18 protein-coding genes are annotated in these 18,894 nt (G+C 66.6%); 15 read left to right on the top strand and 3 right to left on the bottom strand.

Features of this window, described 5'->3' with window-relative positions; all coding sequences use genetic code 11:
• Nucleotides 1–36 precede the first annotated feature (36 nt).
• The 6 genes from CDN36_RS03070 to ftsB all read left to right on the top strand — a co-directional run bounded on the left by CDN36_RS03070 (nt 37) and on the right by ftsB (nt 8,133).
• Nucleotides 37–2,061, top strand: a complete 2,025-nt coding sequence (locus CDN36_RS03070) for a DNA internalization-related competence protein ComEC/Rec2 (RefSeq protein WP_287495958.1) — start codon at nt 37–39, stop codon at nt 2,059–2,061.
• 224 nt (nt 2,062–2,285) lie between these two features.
• A complete protein-coding gene (locus tag CDN36_RS03065; RefSeq protein WP_287495957.1) occupies nt 2,286–3,116 on the top strand; it encodes an alpha/beta fold hydrolase in 831 nt (276 codons plus the stop codon).
• 324 nt (nt 3,117–3,440) lie between these two features.
• Complete coding sequence (gene pyrG / locus CDN36_RS03060) at nt 3,441–5,099, top strand: CTP synthase (RefSeq protein ID WP_150555024.1); 1,659 nt, start codon at nt 3,441–3,443, stop codon at nt 5,097–5,099.
• 35 nt (nt 5,100–5,134) lie between these two features.
• Nucleotides 5,135–5,989, top strand: coding sequence for a 3-deoxy-8-phosphooctulonate synthase (gene kdsA, locus CDN36_RS03055; RefSeq protein ID WP_150555025.1), 855 nt, complete (start codon nt 5,135–5,137; stop codon nt 5,987–5,989).
• Between the two features lie 378 nt (nt 5,990–6,367).
• Complete coding sequence (gene eno, locus CDN36_RS03050; RefSeq protein WP_150555026.1) at nt 6,368–7,651, top strand: phosphopyruvate hydratase; 1,284 nt, start codon at nt 6,368–6,370, stop codon at nt 7,649–7,651.
• A gap of 71 nt (nt 7,652–7,722) precedes the next feature.
• Nucleotides 7,723–8,133: a cell division protein FtsB gene (ftsB, locus tag CDN36_RS03045; RefSeq protein ID WP_150555027.1), complete on the top strand. Its 411-nt coding sequence runs from the start codon at nt 7,723–7,725 to the stop codon at nt 8,131–8,133.
• 178 nt (nt 8,134–8,311) lie between these two features.
• On the opposite strand, the gene CDN36_RS03040 is transcribed toward ftsB, so the two are convergent.
• The 3 genes from CDN36_RS03040 to CDN36_RS03030 form a co-directional block, all read right to left on the bottom strand.
• Nucleotides 8,312–8,722 carry a hypothetical protein gene (locus CDN36_RS03040; RefSeq protein WP_287495956.1) on the bottom strand — a complete coding sequence of 137 codons (411 nt, stop codon included), beginning with the start codon at nt 8,720–8,722 and terminating at the stop codon, nt 8,312–8,314.
• Nucleotides 8,723–8,830: 108 nt separating this feature from the next.
• On the bottom strand, nt 8,831–9,766 hold the full coding sequence (gene hslO / locus CDN36_RS03035; protein WP_287495955.1) for an Hsp33 family molecular chaperone HslO: 936 nt from the start codon (nt 9,764–9,766) through the stop codon (nt 8,831–8,833).
• 227 nt (nt 9,767–9,993) lie between these two features.
• Complete coding sequence (locus tag CDN36_RS03030; RefSeq protein WP_150555030.1) at nt 9,994–10,518, bottom strand: gamma carbonic anhydrase family protein; 525 nt, start codon at nt 10,516–10,518, stop codon at nt 9,994–9,996.
• 172 nt (nt 10,519–10,690) lie between these two features.
• On the opposite strand from CDN36_RS03030, the gene CDN36_RS03025 reads away from it, so the two are divergent.
• The 9 genes from CDN36_RS03025 (at nt 10,691) to bamC (ending at nt 18,894) form a co-directional block, all read left to right on the top strand.
• Nucleotides 10,691–11,590 (top strand): ferritin-like domain-containing protein, encoded by a 900-nt coding sequence (locus tag CDN36_RS03025; protein ID WP_287495954.1) that lies wholly within the window; start codon nt 10,691–10,693, stop codon nt 11,588–11,590.
• A gap of 81 nt (nt 11,591–11,671) precedes the next feature.
• Nucleotides 11,672–12,562 carry an alpha/beta fold hydrolase gene (locus CDN36_RS03020; protein WP_150555032.1) on the top strand — a complete coding sequence of 297 codons (891 nt, stop codon included), beginning with the start codon at nt 11,672–11,674 and terminating at the stop codon, nt 12,560–12,562.
• A 145-nt stretch (nt 12,563–12,707) separates the two neighbouring features.
• Nucleotides 12,708–13,541 (top strand): 3',5'-nucleoside bisphosphate phosphatase, encoded by an 834-nt coding sequence (locus CDN36_RS03015; protein ID WP_287495953.1) that lies wholly within the window; start codon nt 12,708–12,710, stop codon nt 13,539–13,541.
• A 12-nt stretch (nt 13,542–13,553) separates the two neighbouring features.
• Entirely contained in the window at nt 13,554–14,180 is a 627-nt protein-coding gene (locus CDN36_RS03010) for an L-threonylcarbamoyladenylate synthase (RefSeq protein WP_150555034.1), read from the top strand.
• Nucleotides 14,181–14,251: 71 nt separating this feature from the next.
• Nucleotides 14,252–14,917 carry a site-2 protease family protein gene (locus CDN36_RS03005; protein ID WP_150555035.1) on the top strand — a complete coding sequence of 222 codons (666 nt, stop codon included), beginning with the start codon at nt 14,252–14,254 and terminating at the stop codon, nt 14,915–14,917.
• Between the two features lie 25 nt (nt 14,918–14,942).
• Nucleotides 14,943–16,145, top strand: a complete 1,203-nt coding sequence (locus CDN36_RS03000; protein ID WP_150555036.1) for a tryptophan--tRNA ligase — start codon at nt 14,943–14,945, stop codon at nt 16,143–16,145.
• The gene (locus tag CDN36_RS02995; protein WP_287495952.1) at nt 16,142–16,744 is read left to right on the top strand and encodes a class I SAM-dependent methyltransferase; all 603 of its coding nucleotides are present in this window, start codon (nt 16,142–16,144) and stop codon (nt 16,742–16,744) included. The genes CDN36_RS03000 and CDN36_RS02995 overlap by 4 nt, the downstream gene beginning before the upstream one ends.
• 42 nt (nt 16,745–16,786) lie before the next feature.
• On the top strand, nt 16,787–17,704 hold the full coding sequence (gene dapA, locus CDN36_RS02990; protein WP_150555037.1) for a 4-hydroxy-tetrahydrodipicolinate synthase: 918 nt from the start codon (nt 16,787–16,789) through the stop codon (nt 17,702–17,704).
• A gap of 47 nt (nt 17,705–17,751) precedes the next feature.
• Nucleotides 17,752–18,894 (top strand): NlpB/DapX family lipoprotein, encoded by a 1,143-nt coding sequence (bamC, locus tag CDN36_RS02985; protein ID WP_287495951.1) that lies wholly within the window; start codon nt 17,752–17,754, stop codon nt 18,892–18,894.

Below are 18,894 nucleotides of genomic sequence, written 5' to 3'. Positions count from 1 at the left end.
CACGCAAGTGCTTCGCGTCGTCTGGATGCGGGGCCCGTGCCGGGCTATCGGTTCGCGGCATGGCGAGCGCAATTGCGGGACGACTTTCGCGCCGCGCTGGGGCCCGCCGCGCGCTATGGCGGGGTGCTGATGGCCCTGGCGCTGGGCGAACGAGGCGACATCGCCGCCGACGACTGGCAGGTTTTCGCCGACACCGGCGTGAGCCACTTGCTGGCGATTTCGGGGTTGCATGTATCGCTCGTCGCCGGCGCGTTCGGCGCGTTGGCTGGCGGGCTGTGGCGACGGGTGTGCGGCCCACGCTTCAGTCTGCCGCTTTGGTGGCCTGCGCCGAAGGCGGCGGCCGTTGCGGGGCTGCTCGCGGCGATTGCATACGGCGCGGTAGCGGGATGGGGCGTCCCGGTGCGCCGCGCAGTCATGATGGTGGCCCTCGTCGTATTTGCACTCGTCCACGGCCGCATGGCCGCGCCGTCCTACGTACTCGCATGGGCGCTGGCGGCCGTGGTGGCGCTCGAGCCGTGGGCCGTCGTTACGCCCGGGTTGTGGCTGTCGTTCGGTGCGGTGGCGGCGCTGCTTCTCGGTGCTCGGCGAAGCGAGGTGTTGCGCCCGCGTCGAATGGCAAGCGAGTGCGATGTCCTGGAGTCCGGCGCGACGCGCGCGCCTGGACGGGCCGTCGAGACTTGTCCGCGCCCCACCCGTGACGCGCTTCACGGATGGCTCAGGCGCGTTGCCCGGATGCCGGTGCGCGTCGCGCGAGCGCTGTTCCCGAAAATCCGGCAGGCCGCACGGGCGCAGTACATCGTCACGATCGGCATGGTGCCGCTGTCGCTGGCGTGGTTCGGCGCGGTGCCGTTGCTCGGACCGCTCGCGAATGCCGTGGCCATCCCGGTCATGACGTTGATCGTCACGCCGCTCGCGCTCGCGAGCTTGTTATTGCCTGCCACGCCGGCACACTGGGCGTTGACGTTGGCGCACGCCGTCGTGGCATGGCTCGCGGAGTGGCTTGGCGCACTGGCCGCAATGCCGTGGGCGGTGTGGCGCGCCGCGATGGCGCCGTCATGGGCGCAAGGGCTCGCTGTGGCGGGTGTCGTCGCGTGCCTTGCGCCGCTGCCGTGGCCGACGGGATGGCCGCGCGGGGAGCGCCTCGCCACTCGCCTCGGCACGCGCGTCGCCATTCGTGTCGCCATTCGCGCTGCCGGACTGGCGATGATGGGACCGGTGCTGTTCGCGTCGCACCCGCGGCCGGCGCCAGGCGCCTTTCGCCTCACGATGCTCGACATCGGACAGGGCAACGCCGTTCTCGTGGAGACCACCACGCGCACGTTGCTCTTCGACACCGGGCCCCCGTTCGGGCGCCACAGCGATGCGGGACGTCGCGTCATCGTCCCGTATCTGCGGGCCCACGGGATTGCGCGGCTCGATCGCCTCGTCGTCAGCCACGCGCATGACGATCACTTCGGTGGGGCGCGCAGCGTGCTGCACGCTTATCCGGCAGCGCACATGATGTCGTCGCTGCCGCAGGGGCACCGTGTACGAGGGGCTGCCGCGGCGCACCGGACCTGCCTTGCCGGGCAGCGTTGGACGTGGGACGGCGTAGCGTTCGAGTTTCTGCATCCCGATCCTGCGACGTTGCGCGAGGGGCGGACCGGAAGCACGGGACCGAATAGTGTGAGTTGCGTGCTGCGAGTCTCCAACGGGCAACGCAGTGCGTTGCTGGCGGCCGACGCCGAGGCGCCGCAGGAGGGCGCCATGCTGGCGCGCTTCGGTCCTCGGTTGCGCTCGGAGGTGCTGCTCGCGCCGCATCACGGCAGCCTCACGTCGTCCACACCGGCCTTCGTGGCGGCGGTCGCACCGCAGCACGTTGTGTTTCAAACGGGCTACCGCAATCGCTTCGCGCACCCCAGGCCACAGGTCGTGGCGCGCTACCGCGAAGCGGGCAGCCGCGTCTGGCAAAGCGTGACGCACGGGGCTGTCCGCTTTTCGATGAACGCCAACGGGATCGACGTGGAGGCCTATCGCCAGGTGCGACGCCGATACTGGCACGCCGAGATAGCAACGATGTGAAAGGAGGCGGCGCGCCGGCGCGCATGTGTGAAACCAAGGTGAGGCCGGCGCCTTCCAGTCACGGCGATTCGATGGAAACCTCTACCGGTAGTCGCGTAGCCGTTCGCTAGAATGGGTTCGGCGAGCCCCGCGTAGTGCGATTCGCCGGCGTCCGGGCGGACAGGCAAGGCCGGTGGGGCCCGGCGAGCGTCTTGCTCGCCACGATCGCCACGACAGCGAAATCCATGACAAGAGACATCATTCACTTCTCGCACGGCAACGGCTTCCCGGCGGGCGTCTATCGCAAGATGCTGGGGGCGCTGGCCGACGAATACGACGTGCGCGCGATCGATCGCATCGGCCATGACCCCCGCTATCCGGTCACGCCGGGCTGGCGCTACCTTCGCAATGAGCTCATCGACACGCTCGAGCGCGAATATCGCGGCGAACCGGTCTGGCTCGTCGGGCATTCGCTCGGCGGGTTCCTCAGCCTCATGGCGGCGATCAAGGCGCCGCAGCACGTGCGCGGCGTGGTGATGATCGACTCGCCCATCGTGACGCCCGGCTGGCGCACGAAGATGCTCCGACTGGGCCTGTTGACCGGACTGTACGAGCGGATGTCGCCCGCCGGGGTGACAAAAAAGCGGCGCGATCACTGGCCGGGCTGGGAGGCCGCGTGGCAGCACTTTGCCAGCAAGCCCGCGTTCGCGAGCTGGGATCCTGACGTGCTGCGCGACTACATCGACTGTGGCACGTTGCCGACCGGGCAGGGGGAAGCGCGTCGTCTGGCTTTCGCGCGCGAGATCGAATACCGCATCTACCTGACGCTGCCGCCGCACCTCGCGGCGCGAGCCATGCGCGGCGTGGCCGTGCCGGTGGGCTTTCTCGCCGGCACGCGCTCGCGTGAGCTGCGGCAGGCGGGGATGGGCGCCACGCGGCGCATCGTCGGCACGCATTTGCGCTACGTGCAGGGCACCCACCTCTTCCCAATGGAGCGTCCGCTGGAGACAGCGCAAGCCGTTCGCGACATGCTCGCCGAACTGCGCGGCTCGCATCGTCATTCCCTCGCGGCCTGATATCGTTCGACAGCGCCCGACGTCGCGCGCGGCGTCGCGTTCCTCGCCGTCCACCGTCATCGGCCGCCCCCGCTGGCCGCCGCGGCCATACGGCGGCCGGTCCTCGTCTGGCTGCGCGCGGGGCTTCGCCGCGATACAGCGTCTGGCCGGCGCCCGACCGACACCTGGGGGCGGCTGGCCTCAGACGGGATTTCCCGCGGGGGCACGCCAGCGGCCGCGCGGCGGCGTGCACGACCGGTGTCAAGGCCAAAATTTGCCGCGCTGCACGTCGAGGGGAGGGCGGCTTTCGGGTATAATCCGGCTTTCCCGCGAGCAATTACTGCGATGACCAAATTCGTTTTTGTCACGGGCGGCGTGGTTTCCTCTCTTGGTAAGGGAATTGCTGCCGCGTCTCTGGCCGCGATTCTCGAATCGCGTGGCCTCAAAGTCACCCTCCTCAAGCTTGATCCCTACATCAACGTCGACCCGGGCACGATGAGCCCGTTCCAGCACGGCGAGGTGTTCGTGACCGAGGACGGGGCGGAAACCGACCTGGATCTGGGCCATTACGAGCGCTTCATCAGCGCGAAAATGCGTCGTGCGAACAACTTCACGACCGGCCAGATCTACGAATCGGTGATCCGCAAGGAGCGCCGTGGCGAATATCTCGGCAAGACCGTCCAGGTCATCCCGCACATCACCAATGAAATTCAGGCCTTCGTCGAGCGCGGTGCGCGTTCGACGTGGGACGGCCATCCCGACGTGGCCATCGTCGAAATCGGCGGTACGGTCGGCGACATCGAGTCGCTGCCGTTCCTCGAAGCCGCGCGTCAGATGAACCTGCGCCTGGGCCGCAACAGCGTGGCCTTCGTGCACCTCACGCTCGTGCCGTACATCGCCACGGCCGGCGAACTCAAGACCAAGCCGACGCAACACAGCGTGCAGAAGCTGCGCGAAATCGGTATCTCGCCCAACGTGCTGCTGTGCCGCGCCGATCGCCAGATCCCGGAAGACGAGTGCGCCAAGATCTCGCTGTTCGCGAACATCCCGCAAGACGCCGTGATTTCGGTGTGGGACGTCGACACGATCTACAAGATTCCGCAAATGCTCCACGACCAGGGCATGGACAAGATCATCTGCGAGGAGCTGAAGATCGAAGCCAAGCCGGCTGATCTGTCCATGTGGACGCGTCTGGTGCACGCCGTCGAGAATCCCAAGCATGACGTGACCATCGGCATGGTCGGCAAGTACGTCGATCTGACCGAGTCGTACAAGTCGCTCATCGAAGCCCTGCGCCACGCCGCGATCCACACCGAGACGCGCGTGAACATCGAGTACATCGATTCCGAGCAGATCGAGAAGGACGGCACCGATGCGCTCAAGCATCTGGACGCCATTCTCGTGCCGGGCGGCTTCGGCCGCCGCGGTACCGAAGGCAAGATCAAGGCGATCCGCTACGCTCGTGAAAACCGCGTGCCGTATCTCGGCATCTGCCTCGGCATGCAGCTCGCCGTGATCGAATTCGCGCGCGACGTTGCCAAGCTGGCCGACGCCAACAGCACGGAATTCGAGCCGTCGACGCCGCACCCGGTCGTGGCGCTCATCACCGAGTGGCAGGACCGCGACGGCAAGATCGAGCAGCGCTCGGAGGACTCGGACCTGGGCGGCACCATGCGCCTCGGCTCGCAACGCGTGCCGGTCAAGAGCGACACGCTTGCTTCGCGCATCTACGGCGACACGGTCAACGAGCGGCACCGTCATCGCTACGAAGTCAACAACCACTACGTGCCGCAGCTCGAAGCCGCCGGTCTGGTGATTTCGGCGCGCACGCCGACCGAGAATCTGCCGGAAATGATGGAGTTGCCGCAGCAGGTTCACCCGTGGTTCGTGGGCGTTCAGTTCCACCCCGAGTTCACTTCGACGCCGCGTGACGGCCATCCGCTGTTCAAGGCATACGTCGAAGCCGCGCTGGCGGGGCAGCAAGCGCGCAAGAAAGCCGCTTAAAACCGAAGCGCCAGGGCGAGAAACAAGGAGTTCCCATGAAACTGTGCGGTTTCGAGGTTGGCCTGGACAAGCCGTTTTTCCTCATCGCAGGTACCTGCGTCGTCGAGTCGGAGCAGATGACGATCGACGTCGCTGGCCAGCTCAAGGAAATCACGAGCTCGCTCGGCATTCCGTTCATCTACAAGTCGTCGTTCGACAAGGCGAATCGCAGCTCGGGCAAGTCGTATCGCGGCCCGGGGCGCGAAGCCGGTCTGAAGATTCTCGAGGCGGTGCGTCGCCAGATCGGCGTGCCGGTGCTCACCGACGTGCACACCGAAGAGGACGTGGCCGTGGCCGCGCCGATCGTCGACGTGCTGCAAACGCCGGCGTTCCTGTGCCGCCAGACCGATTTCATCCGCGCCTGCGCTCAGTCGGGCAAGCCGGTGAACATCAAGAAGGGGCAGTTTCTCGCGCCGCACGACATGATCAACGTCATCGACAAGGCCCGCGACGCCGCGCGCGAAGCCGGCCTGCCCGACGACGTATTCATGGCCTGCGAGCGCGGCGTCTCGTTCGGCTACAACAACCTGGTCTCTGACATGCGCTCGCTGGCGATCATGCGCGAGACGGGCGCGCCGGTGGTGTTCGACGCCACGCACTCGGTGCAGTTGCCGGGCGGGCAGGGTACCAGTTCGGGCGGTCAGCGCGAATTCGTGCCGGTGCTCTCGCGCGCGGCTGTCGCCGTGGGCGTCTCGGGATTGTTCATGGAAACGCATCCGGACCCGGCGTGCGCCCTCTCGGATGGTCCCAACGCCGTGCCGCTCGGCCGCATGCGCGAGTTGCTCACCACGCTCAAGACCATCGACGCGGCGGTGAAGCAGGGCGAATTTCTGGAAAACAATTTCAACTGAAATGAGACACGCCGTCCTGGGGCCACTATCAGCACGCCCACAGGACGGGTATAGCGGCCCGACGCCTTGGCAGCCTGACGTCGAGTCGCTAAGCTTGGGAGCGCTGCGGCCTGACATGGCCGTCGCGCTGGCAAGCCTTCAAGAGGATGGCGCGTACCGAAGCCGTCCGACAGGCCGCCGTGCCTCATTTCGAGGCGCCGTTGTTCCCCCGTCTACGTATTGCCCCGCCGGTGCGCGCCCATGTGCCGCAACGGATTTCACGCCAGGGTTCGGTGCGCGCGGCTGCGCCCGATCTCGTCAGGCGTGCGGCGCGTAGTGAACAGCGGCGCAAAGCAGGATCCCTTTAAGCGTTTTTGTCATTCAGATACCGAGGAATACATGAGTGCAATCGTAGATATCATCGGGCGCGAAGTGCTGGACTCGCGCGGCAACCCGACGGTCGAGTGCGACGTGCTGCTGGAGTCGGGCGTGATGGGCCGCGCGGCAGTGCCGTCGGGCGCGTCGACCGGCTCGCGCGAAGCGATCGAGCTGCGCGACGGCGACAAGGCCCGCTATCTTGGCAAGGGTGTGCAAAAGGCTGTCGAGCACATCAACACCGAGATTTCGGAAGCGATCATGGGTCTGGACGCCGCCGAGCAAGCCTTCCTGGACAAGACGCTGATCGAGCTCGACGGCACGGACAACAAGTCGCGCCTCGGTGCGAACGCCATGCTCGCGGTGTCGATGGCCGTGGCCAAGGCAGCGGCCGAAGAGGCCGGCCTGCCGCTGTATCGCTACTTCGGCGGCTCGGGTGCCATGCAGATGCCGGTGCCGATGATGAACATCGTCAACGGCGGTGCGCACGCCAACAACAGCCTGGACATCCAGGAATTCATGGTGATGCCGGTTGGCCAATCGAGCTTCCGTGAAGCGCTGCGCTGCGGCGCGGAAATTTTCCATGCGCTCAAGAAACTCATCGCGGACAAGGGCATGAGCACGGCCGTGGGCGACGAAGGCGGTTTCGCACCGAACTTCGCGTCGAACGAAGAATGCCTCACGACGATCCAGCAGGCTGTCGAGAACGCCGGCTACCGTCTGGGCGACGACGTGCTGCTGGCGCTGGACTGCGCCTCGACCGAGTTCTACAAGAACGGCAAGTACGAGCTGGCCGGCGAAGGCCTGTCGCTCACCTCGGCCGAATTCGCCGACTACCTCGCCAATCTGTGCGACAAGTTCCCGATCGTCTCGATCGAGGACGGTATGTCGGAAGACGACTGGGAAGGTTGGAAAATCCTCACCGAGAAGCTCGGCAAGAAGGTGCAGCTCGTCGGCGACGACCTGTTCGTGACCAACACGAAGATCCTCAAGCAGGGCATCGAGCAAGGCGTGGCCAATTCGATTCTCATCAAGATCAACCAGATCGGCACGCTCACCGAGACGTTTGCCGCGATCGAGATGGCCAAGCGCGCCGGCTACACCGCCGTGGTGTCGCACCGCTCGGGCGAGACGGAAGACTCGACGATCGCCGACATTGCCGTGGGCACGAACGCCGGTCAGATCAAGACCGGTTCGCTCTCTCGCAGTGACCGTATCGCCAAGTACAACCAGCTGCTGCGCATCGAGGAAGACCTCGGCGACATCGCGTCCTACCCGGGCAAGGAAACGTTCTACAATCTGCGCTAATTCCGTTTCCCCGGGAGGCCGGGCCGGCATCCGTCGGTCGACGCTTCCCGGAATTCTTGCCAGGCGAAAGCATGCGAATGGTGACCTTGGTGCTGGTGTTGCTGCTGGCAGCAATCCAGTATCCGCTCTGGTTCGGCCACGGTGGCTGGCTCTACGTGCACGAGCTGCGCGACGAGCTGAGCGCCGAACAGCAGAAGAACGAGCAGTTGAAGGAGCGTAACGACCGCCTTGCCGGTGAAGTGCAGGATCTGCAGGAGGGCACGGCGGCGATCGAAGAGCGCGCTCGTTTCGAGCTGGGGATGGTCAAGGACGGCGAAGTGTTCGTGCAGTTTGTCGCGCCGGACGGCAGTGGTGCTCCGCCGTCGGCGTCCGGGGCAGGGGCGCCGCTCGTCTCGCCGGCGGAGCCGGCCCACAAGTCGGTGGCGGCTGCACCGCCCACGAATCCTCCGTCCCAGACGAAGGGGCGGGCACAGCGTCACTGATCGCGGTTGGCCGGTCCGTCGGACCAGCCCGGGCAGCCCGGCGGGCCTGGCATGAAGCATAGGTCGTCAAACGAAAAGGCGTTCCCGAGGGAACGCCTTTTTCATGGGGATGGCCGGGCGATGGCCTGCCAGGGCCGATTTCGCACCGGCAGCCGTGCCGACAGCTGCGCCGGCAGCGTCAGAAACCGACACTCACGCCGACCGACGAGCGCGGGCCATACCAGCCGGGTCCATACCAGCCGGGTCCATACCACCCCGGACCGTACCAGCCAGGGCCCCAGCCGCCATAGTAGGCGCTGTCGGCGTAACTGCGCAGGGCGGCGTCGATGGCGCGCTGTGCGCGTTCACGCTCGATGGTGCTTTCCTGCTCGTCGTAAATGCGCTTGTTCAGGCGGGTGAGGTCCTGCTTTTGCGCGTCGGTCATGGCGGACGGCGTCTCGGCGCCATCCGCAAGCCGGGCCGCCGGCGCACCGGGCGGTGGCAACTGCAACTGTGCGCAGCCGCCGGCCAGTGTCAAGGCGAGCGCGCCTGCCACCGTGGCAGGCCGCCGAACGCGCGGCAAACGAGCGAGAGCAGCGAATGACAACATGAACTTCCCTCGTGGATGGACGGTGGACGGTGCCCGCGGCAGCATTGACGGCAAGTGCGGCGGACTCGACATCCGACCCGCAGGCAAGCCGGATGTCCCTGTGCCGATTCAATGCTGACGGGCCGGCGCGGCGTGCGACTGGTTCGTGAAGAGCTGCGCGGCGTCGACTTTGTCGAAATGATAGGCCTGGCGGCAGAACTCGCAGGCGACTTCCACGTTCGGACGCTCGTCGAAGATGCTCATCACTTCCGCTTCACCCAGCGTGCGCAGCATGTTGGCGACGCGCTCGCGCGAGCACGTGCAGCGAAATGCCGTGACCGACGGATCGAAGACGCGCACCGTCTCTTCCCAGAACAGGCGGTGCAGCAACGTCTCGCGATCGACGCCGAGCATTTCGTCGCGCCTGAGCGTGTTGCCCAACTGGCACACGCGATTCCACGTGTCCTCGTCATGCTCGGGCGCGCGTTCGGCGCCGGCGCCGGCCGTGCCGCCGTGGCCGGGCAGCTTCTGCAGCAGCATGCCGACGGCGTGCGTGTCGTCCGAGGCGAGCCAGAGGCGCGTGTCGAGCTGCTCCGAATGATGCATGTAGTGCTCGAGCACCGAGGCGATGTCCGGCAGTGGACCGTGCTCGTCCGAGAGCGGCACCACGCCCTGGTATGGCTGCTGGCCAGGCTGCTTCTCGCGCGGATCGAGCGTGATGGCGAAGTGCGCACGGCCGTTCACGTTGACGAGCGCCTTGAGCGTGGCGTCGTCGGGAATATCGCCGGCGTACTTGGCGGTGGCGCGCATCGTGAGATCGGCGTTGCATTCGACGACGATCATGCTGACCGGCCCGTCGCCATGCAGCTGCAGGATGAGGGCGCCGTCGAACTTCACGTTCGCGGTGAGCAGGGCGGCAGCGGCCATCATTTCGCCAAGCAGATGGCGAACGGCCGGCGGGTAGTCGTGGCGCTCCAGTACGGCGCGCCAGGTGGCGTCCAGGCTGACGTACTCGCCGCGCACCGGGGCGGCGTCGAACATGAATTTCTGAAGTTGATCGGACACGGTCGAATTCCTGAAAAATGCGGCAACGGCAGTCGTTGCGCGTCGGGCGTCGGGCGGCAAATACCGTAACAGCGGTACAACTGCCGCCAAGCGGCCCCGATCTTGCGCGATGGCCGATATCTGGCGCTCGAATGTTGCGTTAACTGGGGGCGCGCGCCGCAGTTTTCAACCCGTGGCGGCCGGCCCCGCGCACCGGGCACCCGGCACGCGCCGCCGCCAGCCGGGCTTCAGCCGATGCGCACCAGTTGCTCCTTGAACACCTGACGGCGCGTGGCATAGGTGTCGGCGTTGCGCTTGAGGTTGGCGACTTCCTCGTCGGTCAGCTCGCGCACGACCTTGGCGGGCACGCCGAGGATCAGCGAACGGTCCGGGAACGTCTTGCGCTCGGTGACCAGCGCGCCGGCGCCGACGAGACTGTCGCGCCCGATCACGGCGCCATTGAGCAGCACGGCCTGAATGCCGATGAGCGAATTTTCGCCCACCGTGCAGCCGTGGAGCATGGCCTGATGGCCGACGCTGACCCCGGCGGCCAGCGTGAGCGGGTAGCCGGGGTCGGCATGCAGCACGGCGCCTTCCTGGACGTTCGTGCCCGCGCCGATCGTGATCGGCTCGTTGTCGCCACGAATTGCCACGCCCGGCCACACGCTGCTGTCTTGCGCAACGACCACCTCGCCGATGATGGTTGCGGTGTCGGCCACGAAAGCACTCTCGTGGATCTGCGGGGTCTTGTCTCCAAGTTTATAGATCGGCATGGCGGCGTCTGTTCGCGGTTAAAATCGACGAAATTGCTATTGTAACGTCATGGCCGATTTCACTCCTGCGCCCGTCGGGTGCGCCGCAGCCGATGCAGCCGATGCAGCCGGCGCGCATTCCCCGGCTTCACCGACCCCACTGACTTCATCGCCTGCATCGCCTTCATCGACCGTGGGCCCCGCGGGACCTGCGTCGCCCGCGGCGCCTCCCGTTCCCGCCGCGTGCGCCAGAGCGCTCGCGCTCGCGCTGCTGCGTCTGTGCGACCCGCGCGCCAAGGCCGACGGCGTGACGGCGCTTCGCGACGCGGTGAGCCGGGGCGAGGCGCGATGGAACCCGGCGCGGCGCTTCGAGGCGTGCGCAAAGGGGGCGGGGAACGCGCCGGAGGGCGACGAACCGGGTATTCCCGGCCGGCCCGCGCAGCCGCGTCTGGTGTCGCCGCGCGAACTCAAGCATCGCGCGGTCACGTCGGTGCCCGGGCGCGCGGCGCTGCTGCACGCGCTGGCGCACATCGAATTCAATGCGATCAATCTGGCGCTCGATGCCCTGTGGCGCTTCGACGGCCTGCCCGCCGCCTATTACGACGACTGGCTCCAGGTCGCGGCCGAGGAGGCCCATCACTTCTCGTTGCTCGCCGCGCATCTGCAAACGCTTGGCGATCAATACCGCTACGGCTGCTTCCCGGCTCACGACGGCCTGTGGGAGATGGCCCGGCGCACCTCGGGCGACTGGCTCGCGCGCCTCGCGTTGGTGCCGCGCACGCTGGAAGCACGCGGTCTGGACGCGAGCCCGCCGATTCGCGCCAAGCTCGCGAGCGCGGGCGACGCCGCGGGCGCGGCCATTCTCGACATCATCCTGCGCGACGAGATCGGCCACGTCGCCATCGGCAACCGGTGGTATCGCTGGGGATGCGAGCGCGCGGGCCTCGACCCGCTCGAGACCTACGACCGGCTGGCCGTGCAGTATCATGCGCCGCGCCTGCGCGGCCCGTTCAATCTGGCGGCGCGCCGCGCGGCCGGCTTCGACGAGGACGAACTCGCCGCGCTCCAGGCGGGCGAGCCGGCAGGTGAGTGAGCGCACCGCGCGGTGCGTCCTTTTTGACGCCGATATACTCGTCGTTCCTCGTTGTTTCGATCCTCACTATCCGCTTGCGCCATGACCGATTCGCGATCTGAATTCCTGACGGTGCGCGGCCTGCGCCATCACGTGCGGCAATGGGGCACGCCGGGCGCGCCGAAGCTGTTCCTGCTGCATGGCTGGATGGACGTTTCGGCCTCGTTCCAGTTCGTGGCCGAAACGCTCGCGCAGCGCTGGCACCTGCTCGCGCCCGACTGGCGCGGCTTCGGCCTGAGCGACTGGCCCGTGGCCGACGGCCGCTGCGGCAGCTACTGGTTTCCCGACTATCTCGCCGACCTCGAGGCGCTGCTCGACGTCTACACCGAGCCCGGCGAAGCGATCCATCTGATCGGACACAGCATGGGCGGCAACGTGGCGTGCCTCTATGCCGGCGTGCGGCCGGCGCGGGTGCGGCGCCTGGTGAATCTGGAGGGCTTCGGCCTGCCGCCGTCGCAGCCGAGCGCGGCGGTTCGCCAACTCGGGCGCTGGCTCGACGACCTGCGAGACGCGCCCACACTGCGCCCGTATGCCACGCTCGAGGACGTGGCGGCCCGCCTGCGCAAGACCAATCCGCGTCTCGCCCCCGCGCGCGCCGCGTGGCTCGCGCAACGCTGGGCGCGGCAGGAGCGCGACGGGCAATGGCATCTGCTTGCCGATGCCGCGCACAAGATCGCGAACCCCTATCCGTACCGGCTCGACGAAGCCATGGCCGTGTGGCGCAACGTCAGCGCGCCGGTGCTGCACGTGCAAGCGAGCGACTCGGAAGTGCTGCGGCACTTCGTCGGGGCGCAGGGCACGGATGCGTTCCGCGAGCGATTCAAGGCGTTTCCGAATTTAACCGAAGCTTTCGTGGACGACGCCGGCCACATGCTCCATCACGACCAGCCGGCGGCCGTGGCGCGCCTGATCGACGAGTTCTGCCGGGACTGATGCGGCCGCGTGCGGGCGGGCGCCTGCCTGGCAACTCGCGTCGCGTGCACTTGAGCGGTAGAATGAACTCGTCATCACAGCGTCATTTGCCGGCGACGCGCCCGCCCGAGTTCTCGCGCGACGCGGCGTTGCCCGGCGGCCCATCATGCTCAACGCGGATCTTCACTGTCATTCCAAGGTGTCGGACGGCACGCTCACGCCCTCCGAAGTGGCGCAGGTCGCGTTCGAGGCCGGTGTCGACCTGTGGGCGCTTACCGACCACGACGAAGTGGGTGGACAACGCGAAGCCCGTGCGGCGGCCGAGGCGCTGGGCATGCGTTACGTGAGCGGCGTCGAAATTTCGATCACCTGGGCGAACCGCACGGTGCACATCGTCGGCCTGAATATCGACGCCGAGAACCGCACGCTCGTCGAAGGACTGAGCGCGACGCGCGGCGGCCGGGCGGCACGCGCCATGCAGATGAGCGAGCAACTGGCCGCTGCCGGCATTCCGGGCGCCTACGAAGGCGCGTTGCGCTTTGTCGGCAATCCCGATCTGATCTCGCGCACGCACTTCGCCCGGTATCTCGTGGAGATCGGCAAATGCGCGTCGGTCTCCGACGTGTTCGCGAAATACCTCTCCGAGGGGCGCCCGGGCTACGTGCCGCACCGGTGGGCCACGCTCGAGGAGTCGGTCGGGTGGATCCGCGGCGCGGGCGGTGTCGCCGTCGTGGCGCACCCGGGCCGGTACAAGTTTTCGCCGGTCGAGTTCGGCGCCCTGTTCGACCGGTTCCGGGAACTGGGCGGCGAAGCCATCGAAGTGATCACCGGCAGCCATACGCCCGAGCAGTATCGCGAGTACGCCGACGTGGCGCGCCAGTACGGCTTTCTGGCCTCGCGCGGCTCGGATTTCCATGGACCGACCGAGAGCCGCGCGCTGCTCGGCAAACTGCCGCCGCTGCCCGACGATCTCACCCCGGTCTGGAGCCGCTGGCAGTAACCTTCCGACGCTATGTCGCAATTCTTCCAGATTCATCCGGAAAACCCGCAGCCCCGCCTGATCAAGCAGGCCGCCCAGATCATCGATCGGGGCGGCATCGTGGCGTTGCCGACCGACTCGAGTTACGCGATCGCGTGCCACATCGACGACAAGGGCGCCGTCGACCGTCTGCGCCGGATCCGCGGCCTCGACGAGAAGCAGTTGCTGTCACTGCTCGTGCGCGACCTGTCGGAACTGGCCGAATTCGCCATCGTCGACAACCGGCAGTACCGGCTGATCAAGACGACCACGCCGGGCCCCTACGTGTTCATTCTCGAGGCGACGAAGGAGGTGCCGCGCCGGCTCTCGCACCCGTCGCGAAAAACGATCGGGCTGCGCGTGCCTCAGCACGCGATCACGCTGGCGTTGCTCGAGGAACTCGGTCAGCCGCTGCTGGCCACGACGCTGATCCTGCCCGGCGAGACCGAGCCGCTGAATGACCCGGAGGAGATCCGCGCGCGGCTCGAGAAGCAACTGGATCTCGTCGTCGACGGCGGGGCCTGTCCCAAGGAGCCGTCCACGGTGGTGGACCTGACGGTCACGCCGCCGGAGGTGCTGCGTCGGGGGCGCGGCTCGCTGGCGCCGTTCGGCTTGACCTGACGCGGCGTGCCGGCCGCTTGGCAATGCGCCGTAATACTGGCGCGCGGGTCGGCTTGTTACAATAGCCGGCTATGAATGCAGACCTCATCCAGACCATCGCGGTCTACGCGCTTCCCGTCCTCTTTGCGATTACGCTGCACGAGGCGGCGCACGGTTACGTCGCCAAACATTTCGGCGATCCCACGGCGTTCCTCATGGGGCGCGTGACACTCAATCCGCTCAAGCACATCGATCCGATCGGCACGATTCTGGTGCCGCTTGCGCTCTACTTCATGACGAGCGGGGCGTTCCTGTTCGGATACGCCAAGCCGGTGCCGGTGGCGTTCGGCAGCTTGCGCAATCCGCGCGTCGATACGATCTGGGTGGCACTGGCCGGACCGCTGTGCAATTTCGTGCAGGCCGTCCTTTGGGCGGTGCTCGCGATCGGGCTGCAGTTTGCCGGGGTGCACGAGCCGTTCTTCATGATGATGGCGCAGGCCGGACTCGTGGTGAACCTCGTGATGTGCATGTTCAACCTGTTTCCCGTCCCGCCGCTCGATGGCGGCCGCGTGCTCGTGTCGCTGTTGCCCGCGCGTGCGGCCTACACACTCTCGCGCCTGGAGCCGTATGGTTTTTTCATCGTGATGGCCCTGGTGGTGAGCGGCGTGCTGGGCCGCCTGTGGCTCTGGCCGCTCATCCAGTGGGGGCGCGACGTCATCCTCTGGATGCTCACACCGCTGCTGTCGCTGATTTCCTGAAGTTTTTGCACACGATAACGAGACCATGTACCCCGAACGCGTTTTCTCCGGCATGCGACCGACCGGCCGCCTGCACCTCGGCCACTATCACGGTGTGCTCAAGAACTGGATTCAGCTCCAGTCCGAGTACCCGTGCTACTTCTGCGTGGTCGACTGGCACGCGCTCACCACGCACTACGAAACGCCGGACGTCATCGAGCAGAACGTATGGGATGTGCTGATCGACTGGCTGGCCGCAGGGATCGATCCGAATCAGGCCACGCTGTTCATTCAGAGCAAGGTGCCCGAGCATGCGGAACTGGCGTTGCTCATCGGCATGAGTACGCCGCTCGGCTGGCTCGAGCGCGTGCCGACGTACAAGGAGCAGATCGAGAAGCTCAAGGAGAAGGACCTGTCGACGTATGGCTTCCTTGGCTACCCGGTACTCATGGCGGCGGACATCCTGCTGTACCGCGCGCTGCACGTGCCGGTCGGCGAGGACCAGGTGCCGCACGTCGAAATGACGCGGGAGATCGCGCGCCGCTTCAACTATCTGTACGGCCGCGAAGCGGGCTTCGAGGAGAAGGCGCTCGCCGCGGCGCGCAAGCTCGGCGGCAAGCGCGCGAAGCGCTATCTGGAGTTGCGCACGGCGTATCAGGAGCAGGGCGACGACGAAGCGCTGGAGCAGGCCCGCGCCATGCTCTCCGAGTCGCAGTCGCTGTCGATGGGCGACCGCGAGCGTCTGTTCGGCTATCTCGAAGGCTCGCGCAAGCTGATCCTGGTCGAGCCCCAGGCACTGCTCACGCCGGCCTCGCGCATGCCGGGGCTCGACGGTCAGAAGATGTCCAAGTCTTACAACAACACCATCGGGCTGCGCGAAGACGCGGAATCGATTACCAAGAAAGTGCGCACGATGCCGACGGATCCGGCGCGCGTGCGACGCACGGACCCGGGCGATCCGGACAAGTGCCCGGTGTGGCAACTGCACCAGGTCTACAGCGACGATGACACGCGCGAGTGGGTGCAGAAGGGATGCCGCAGCGCGGGCATCGGTTGCATCGAATGCAAGCAGCCTGTCATCGAGGGCATTCTTCGCGAGCAGCAGCCGATGCTCGAACGCGCGCAGAAATACATGGACGACCCGTCGCTGCTGCGCGCCATCGTGGCCGACGGCTGCGAGAAGGCGCGCAAGTCCGCGCAGGAGATCATGCGCGACGTGCGCGAAGCCATGGGGCTGCAGTATTCATGACGACCACCGTGTCGGGCGCGAGCATGCAGGCGCACGGTGGGGGCGCGCCGTCGCCGTGGCTACTGCGCTGGGCGCATCTGATCCCGCCCGGCGCTCACGTGCTCGATCTCGCGTGCGGGCAGGGCCGTCATGCGCGATGGCTCGCCGCGCGTGGCGCCCACGTCACGGCGATCGACCGCGATGCGGCGGCGCTTGCCACGATGTCAACGCTGGAAGGCGTCGCGCCGGTCGTTGCCGACCTGGAAGGCGCGCCATGGCCGCTTGCCGAGGACGCGGCGTTCGATGCGGTCGTCGTCACGAACTATCTGCACCGCCCGCTGCTCGCGCGCGTTGCCGCGAGCGTGGCGCCCGGCGGCGTGCTGATCTATGAAACGTTCGCCCAGGGAAACGAAAGGTACGGAAAACCGTCCAATCCGCAGTTCTTGCTGGCGCCGGGTGAACTGCTCGACGTGGCCCGCGGCGCCGGGCTGCGCGTCGCGGGTTACGAGGACGTCACGCTGCATACGCCGCGCGCGGCCTGCGTGCAGCGTTTATGCGCGACACGCGCGGTTCCCGGGGAAAACCCCGGCACCGCCGCGCTGTACGAGCCGACGGCGTAATCCGCTACAATCCACCCTTATCGCTGAATTGTTCGATCAACCATGACTACCCAAACCCCGATTCAAGGCAGTATCGTCGCGATTGTCACGCCGATGGCAGAGGACGGCAGCCTTGACCGCGAAGCCCTGCGAAATCTGATCAACTGGCATGTCGACGAAGGCACGGACGGTATCGTGATCGTCGGCACGTCGGGCGAATCGCCGACGGTCAACGTCGAAGAGCATTGCGAACTCATCGAGATCGCCGTGCAGCAGGCCGCGGAAGCCGGCAAGTCGCGCGGTCGCAAGGTGCCCGTGATTGCCGGCACGGGCGGCAACTCGACGGCCGAAGCCATCGAACTCACGAAGCACGCCAAGAAGGTCGGCGCCGATGCGTCGCTGCAGGTCGTGCCGTACTACAACAAGCCCACGCAGGAAGGTCAGTACCAGCACTTCCGTGCCATCGCCGAGGCCGTCGAGCTTCCGGTCATCCTCTATAATGTGCCCGGCCGTACCGTGGCCGACGCGAGCAACGACACGCTGCTGCGTCTGGCCCAGGTGCCCGGCATCGTCGGCGTGAAGGACGCCACGGGCAATCTGGATCGCGGCATCGACCTGATCCGTCGTGCCCCGAAGAGCTTCGCCGTGTACAGCGGCGACGACCTGACGGCCGTTGCGCTCATGCTCATGGGCGGTCAGGGTAATATCTCGGTCACCGCCAACGTGGCGCCGCGCGCCATGCACGAACTGTGCGCCGCTGCCCTGGCCGGCAACGTGACCCGGGCGCGCGAGCTGCAGTTCCAGTTGTTCGAATTGCACCGTGCCATGTTCGTCGAAGCCAATCCGATTCCTGTCAAATGGGCGCTGTACAAGATGGGCATGATCGCGTCGGGCATTCGCCTGCCGCTCACGCCGCTGGCACAGCCCTATCAGGAAACGGTGCTGGCAGCGCTCAAGTCGGCGAACATCGCCGTCGTCTAAGCCGTCGTTCAGGCACCCGGGATCGACCCACCCTTTTTTTGCGACTCATGAAACGAATCGTCAGTAATTCCGTAGCTCGTCCCGTGCTGGCATGGGCCGCTATTGCCTCGTTGGCCCTCGTTGCCGGATGCAGTTCGCTCTCGAGCGCCTTGTCGTCGGACAAGGTCGACTACAAGAGCGCGAAGTCCGGCCCTTCGCTCGACGTTCCGCCGGATCTGACGAACGTTCAGGCCGCCGACCGCAAGTACGTGACGCCGGGCGGCACCGCGACGCTGTCGACCTACGAGAACCAGCAGAAGGTCGTGGCTGCCAATCCGACGGACAATGTGCTGCCGTCCGTGCCGGGGATGAAGGTCGTGCGCGACGGCAACGAGCGCTGGCTGGTGATTCAGAAGGCGCCGGGCGATCTGTGGCAGACGCTGCGTGAATTCTGGCAGGAAAACGGCTTCGTGCTGACGATCGATTCGGCCGACACGGGCGTGATGGAAACCGACTGGGCCGAAAACCGCGCCAAGCTCAACCAGGACATCATCCGCGATCTGCTGGGCAAGGTGCTCGACGGCCTGTACTCCACGGGCGAGCGCGACCGCTTCCGCACGCGCGTGGAGCGCGACCCGAACGGCGGCACGGACATCTACATCACGCACCGCCGCATGGTCGAAGTGTTCACGAACTCGCAGAAGGACACGACCAAGTGGGAGCCGGCGCCGAACGACCCCGGTCTCGAAGCGATCATGCTCACGAAGCTGATGCAGCGCTTCGGTGCTCAGGCCGAACAGGCCAAGGCGCAGGTCGAGAACGCCAAGTCCGGCGGCCCGACCGCGCAGGTGGTCAAGACGGCAGACGCCGCCTACCTGGACATCAACGAGCCGTTCGACCGGGCGTGGCGCCGAGTCGGGGTGGCGCTCGATCGCGGCAACTTCACCGTGGACGATCGGGACCGCGCGAAGGGCCTGTATTTCGTGAGCTATGTCGACCCGTCGTCGCTCGCGAAGGACAACGGCTTTTTCTACAGCCTGTTCCATGCGAAGGAAGTGCAGGACAGCAAGAAGGCGAAGAAGTACAGCGTGAACGTGCAGGGCCGCGGCGAGAGCCAGACCCGCGTGCAGGTGCTCGACGACAAGGGCAACGTCGACAACTCGCAGATCGCGCAGACCATCATCAGCGTGATCAGCAACCAGCTCCGTTAA

The sequence above is a fragment of the Pandoraea sp. CB10b_02 genome, from assembly GCF_002216225.1.
In the GTDB taxonomy this organism is placed as follows: domain Bacteria; phylum Pseudomonadota; class Gammaproteobacteria; order Burkholderiales; family Burkholderiaceae; genus Pandoraea; species Pandoraea nosoerga.
Note: the sequence above shows the minus strand (reverse complement) of the source record. Positions and strands in the feature narration are given on the sequence as shown.

What these genes read in the sequence shown, in the direction of transcription:
- ftsB (WP_150555027.1), top strand. Translation starts at nt 7,723, where the DNA reads ATGCGAATGGTGACCTTGGTGCTGGTGTTGCTGCTGGCAGCAATCCAG.
- CDN36_RS03000 (WP_150555036.1), top strand. Translation starts at nt 14,943, where the DNA reads ATGTACCCCGAACGCGTTTTCTCCGGCATGCGACCGACCGGCCGCCTG.
- CDN36_RS03005 (WP_150555035.1), top strand. Translation starts at nt 14,252, where the DNA reads ATGAATGCAGACCTCATCCAGACCATCGCGGTCTACGCGCTTCCCGTC.
- dapA (WP_150555037.1), top strand. Translation starts at nt 16,787, where the DNA reads ATGACTACCCAAACCCCGATTCAAGGCAGTATCGTCGCGATTGTCACG.
- bamC (WP_287495951.1), top strand. Translation starts at nt 17,752, where the DNA reads ATGAAACGAATCGTCAGTAATTCCGTAGCTCGTCCCGTGCTGGCATGG.
- CDN36_RS03015 (WP_287495953.1), top strand. Translation starts at nt 12,708, where the DNA reads ATGCTCAACGCGGATCTTCACTGTCATTCCAAGGTGTCGGACGGCACG.
- pyrG (WP_150555024.1), top strand. Translation starts at nt 3,441, where the DNA reads ATGACCAAATTCGTTTTTGTCACGGGCGGCGTGGTTTCCTCTCTTGGT.
- CDN36_RS02995 (WP_287495952.1), top strand. Translation starts at nt 16,142, where the DNA reads ATGACGACCACCGTGTCGGGCGCGAGCATGCAGGCGCACGGTGGGGGC.
- CDN36_RS03010 (WP_150555034.1), top strand. Translation starts at nt 13,554, where the DNA reads ATGTCGCAATTCTTCCAGATTCATCCGGAAAACCCGCAGCCCCGCCTG.
- CDN36_RS03020 (WP_150555032.1), top strand. Translation starts at nt 11,672, where the DNA reads ATGACCGATTCGCGATCTGAATTCCTGACGGTGCGCGGCCTGCGCCAT.
- CDN36_RS03040 (WP_287495956.1), bottom strand. Translation starts at nt 8,722, where the DNA reads ATGTTGTCATTCGCTGCTCTCGCTCGTTTGCCGCGCGTTCGGCGGCCT.
- CDN36_RS03030 (WP_150555030.1), bottom strand. Translation starts at nt 10,518, where the DNA reads ATGCCGATCTATAAACTTGGAGACAAGACCCCGCAGATCCACGAGAGT.
- eno (WP_150555026.1), top strand. Translation starts at nt 6,368, where the DNA reads ATGAGTGCAATCGTAGATATCATCGGGCGCGAAGTGCTGGACTCGCGC.
- kdsA (WP_150555025.1), top strand. Translation starts at nt 5,135, where the DNA reads ATGAAACTGTGCGGTTTCGAGGTTGGCCTGGACAAGCCGTTTTTCCTC.
- CDN36_RS03065 (WP_287495957.1), top strand. Translation starts at nt 2,286, where the DNA reads ATGACAAGAGACATCATTCACTTCTCGCACGGCAACGGCTTCCCGGCG.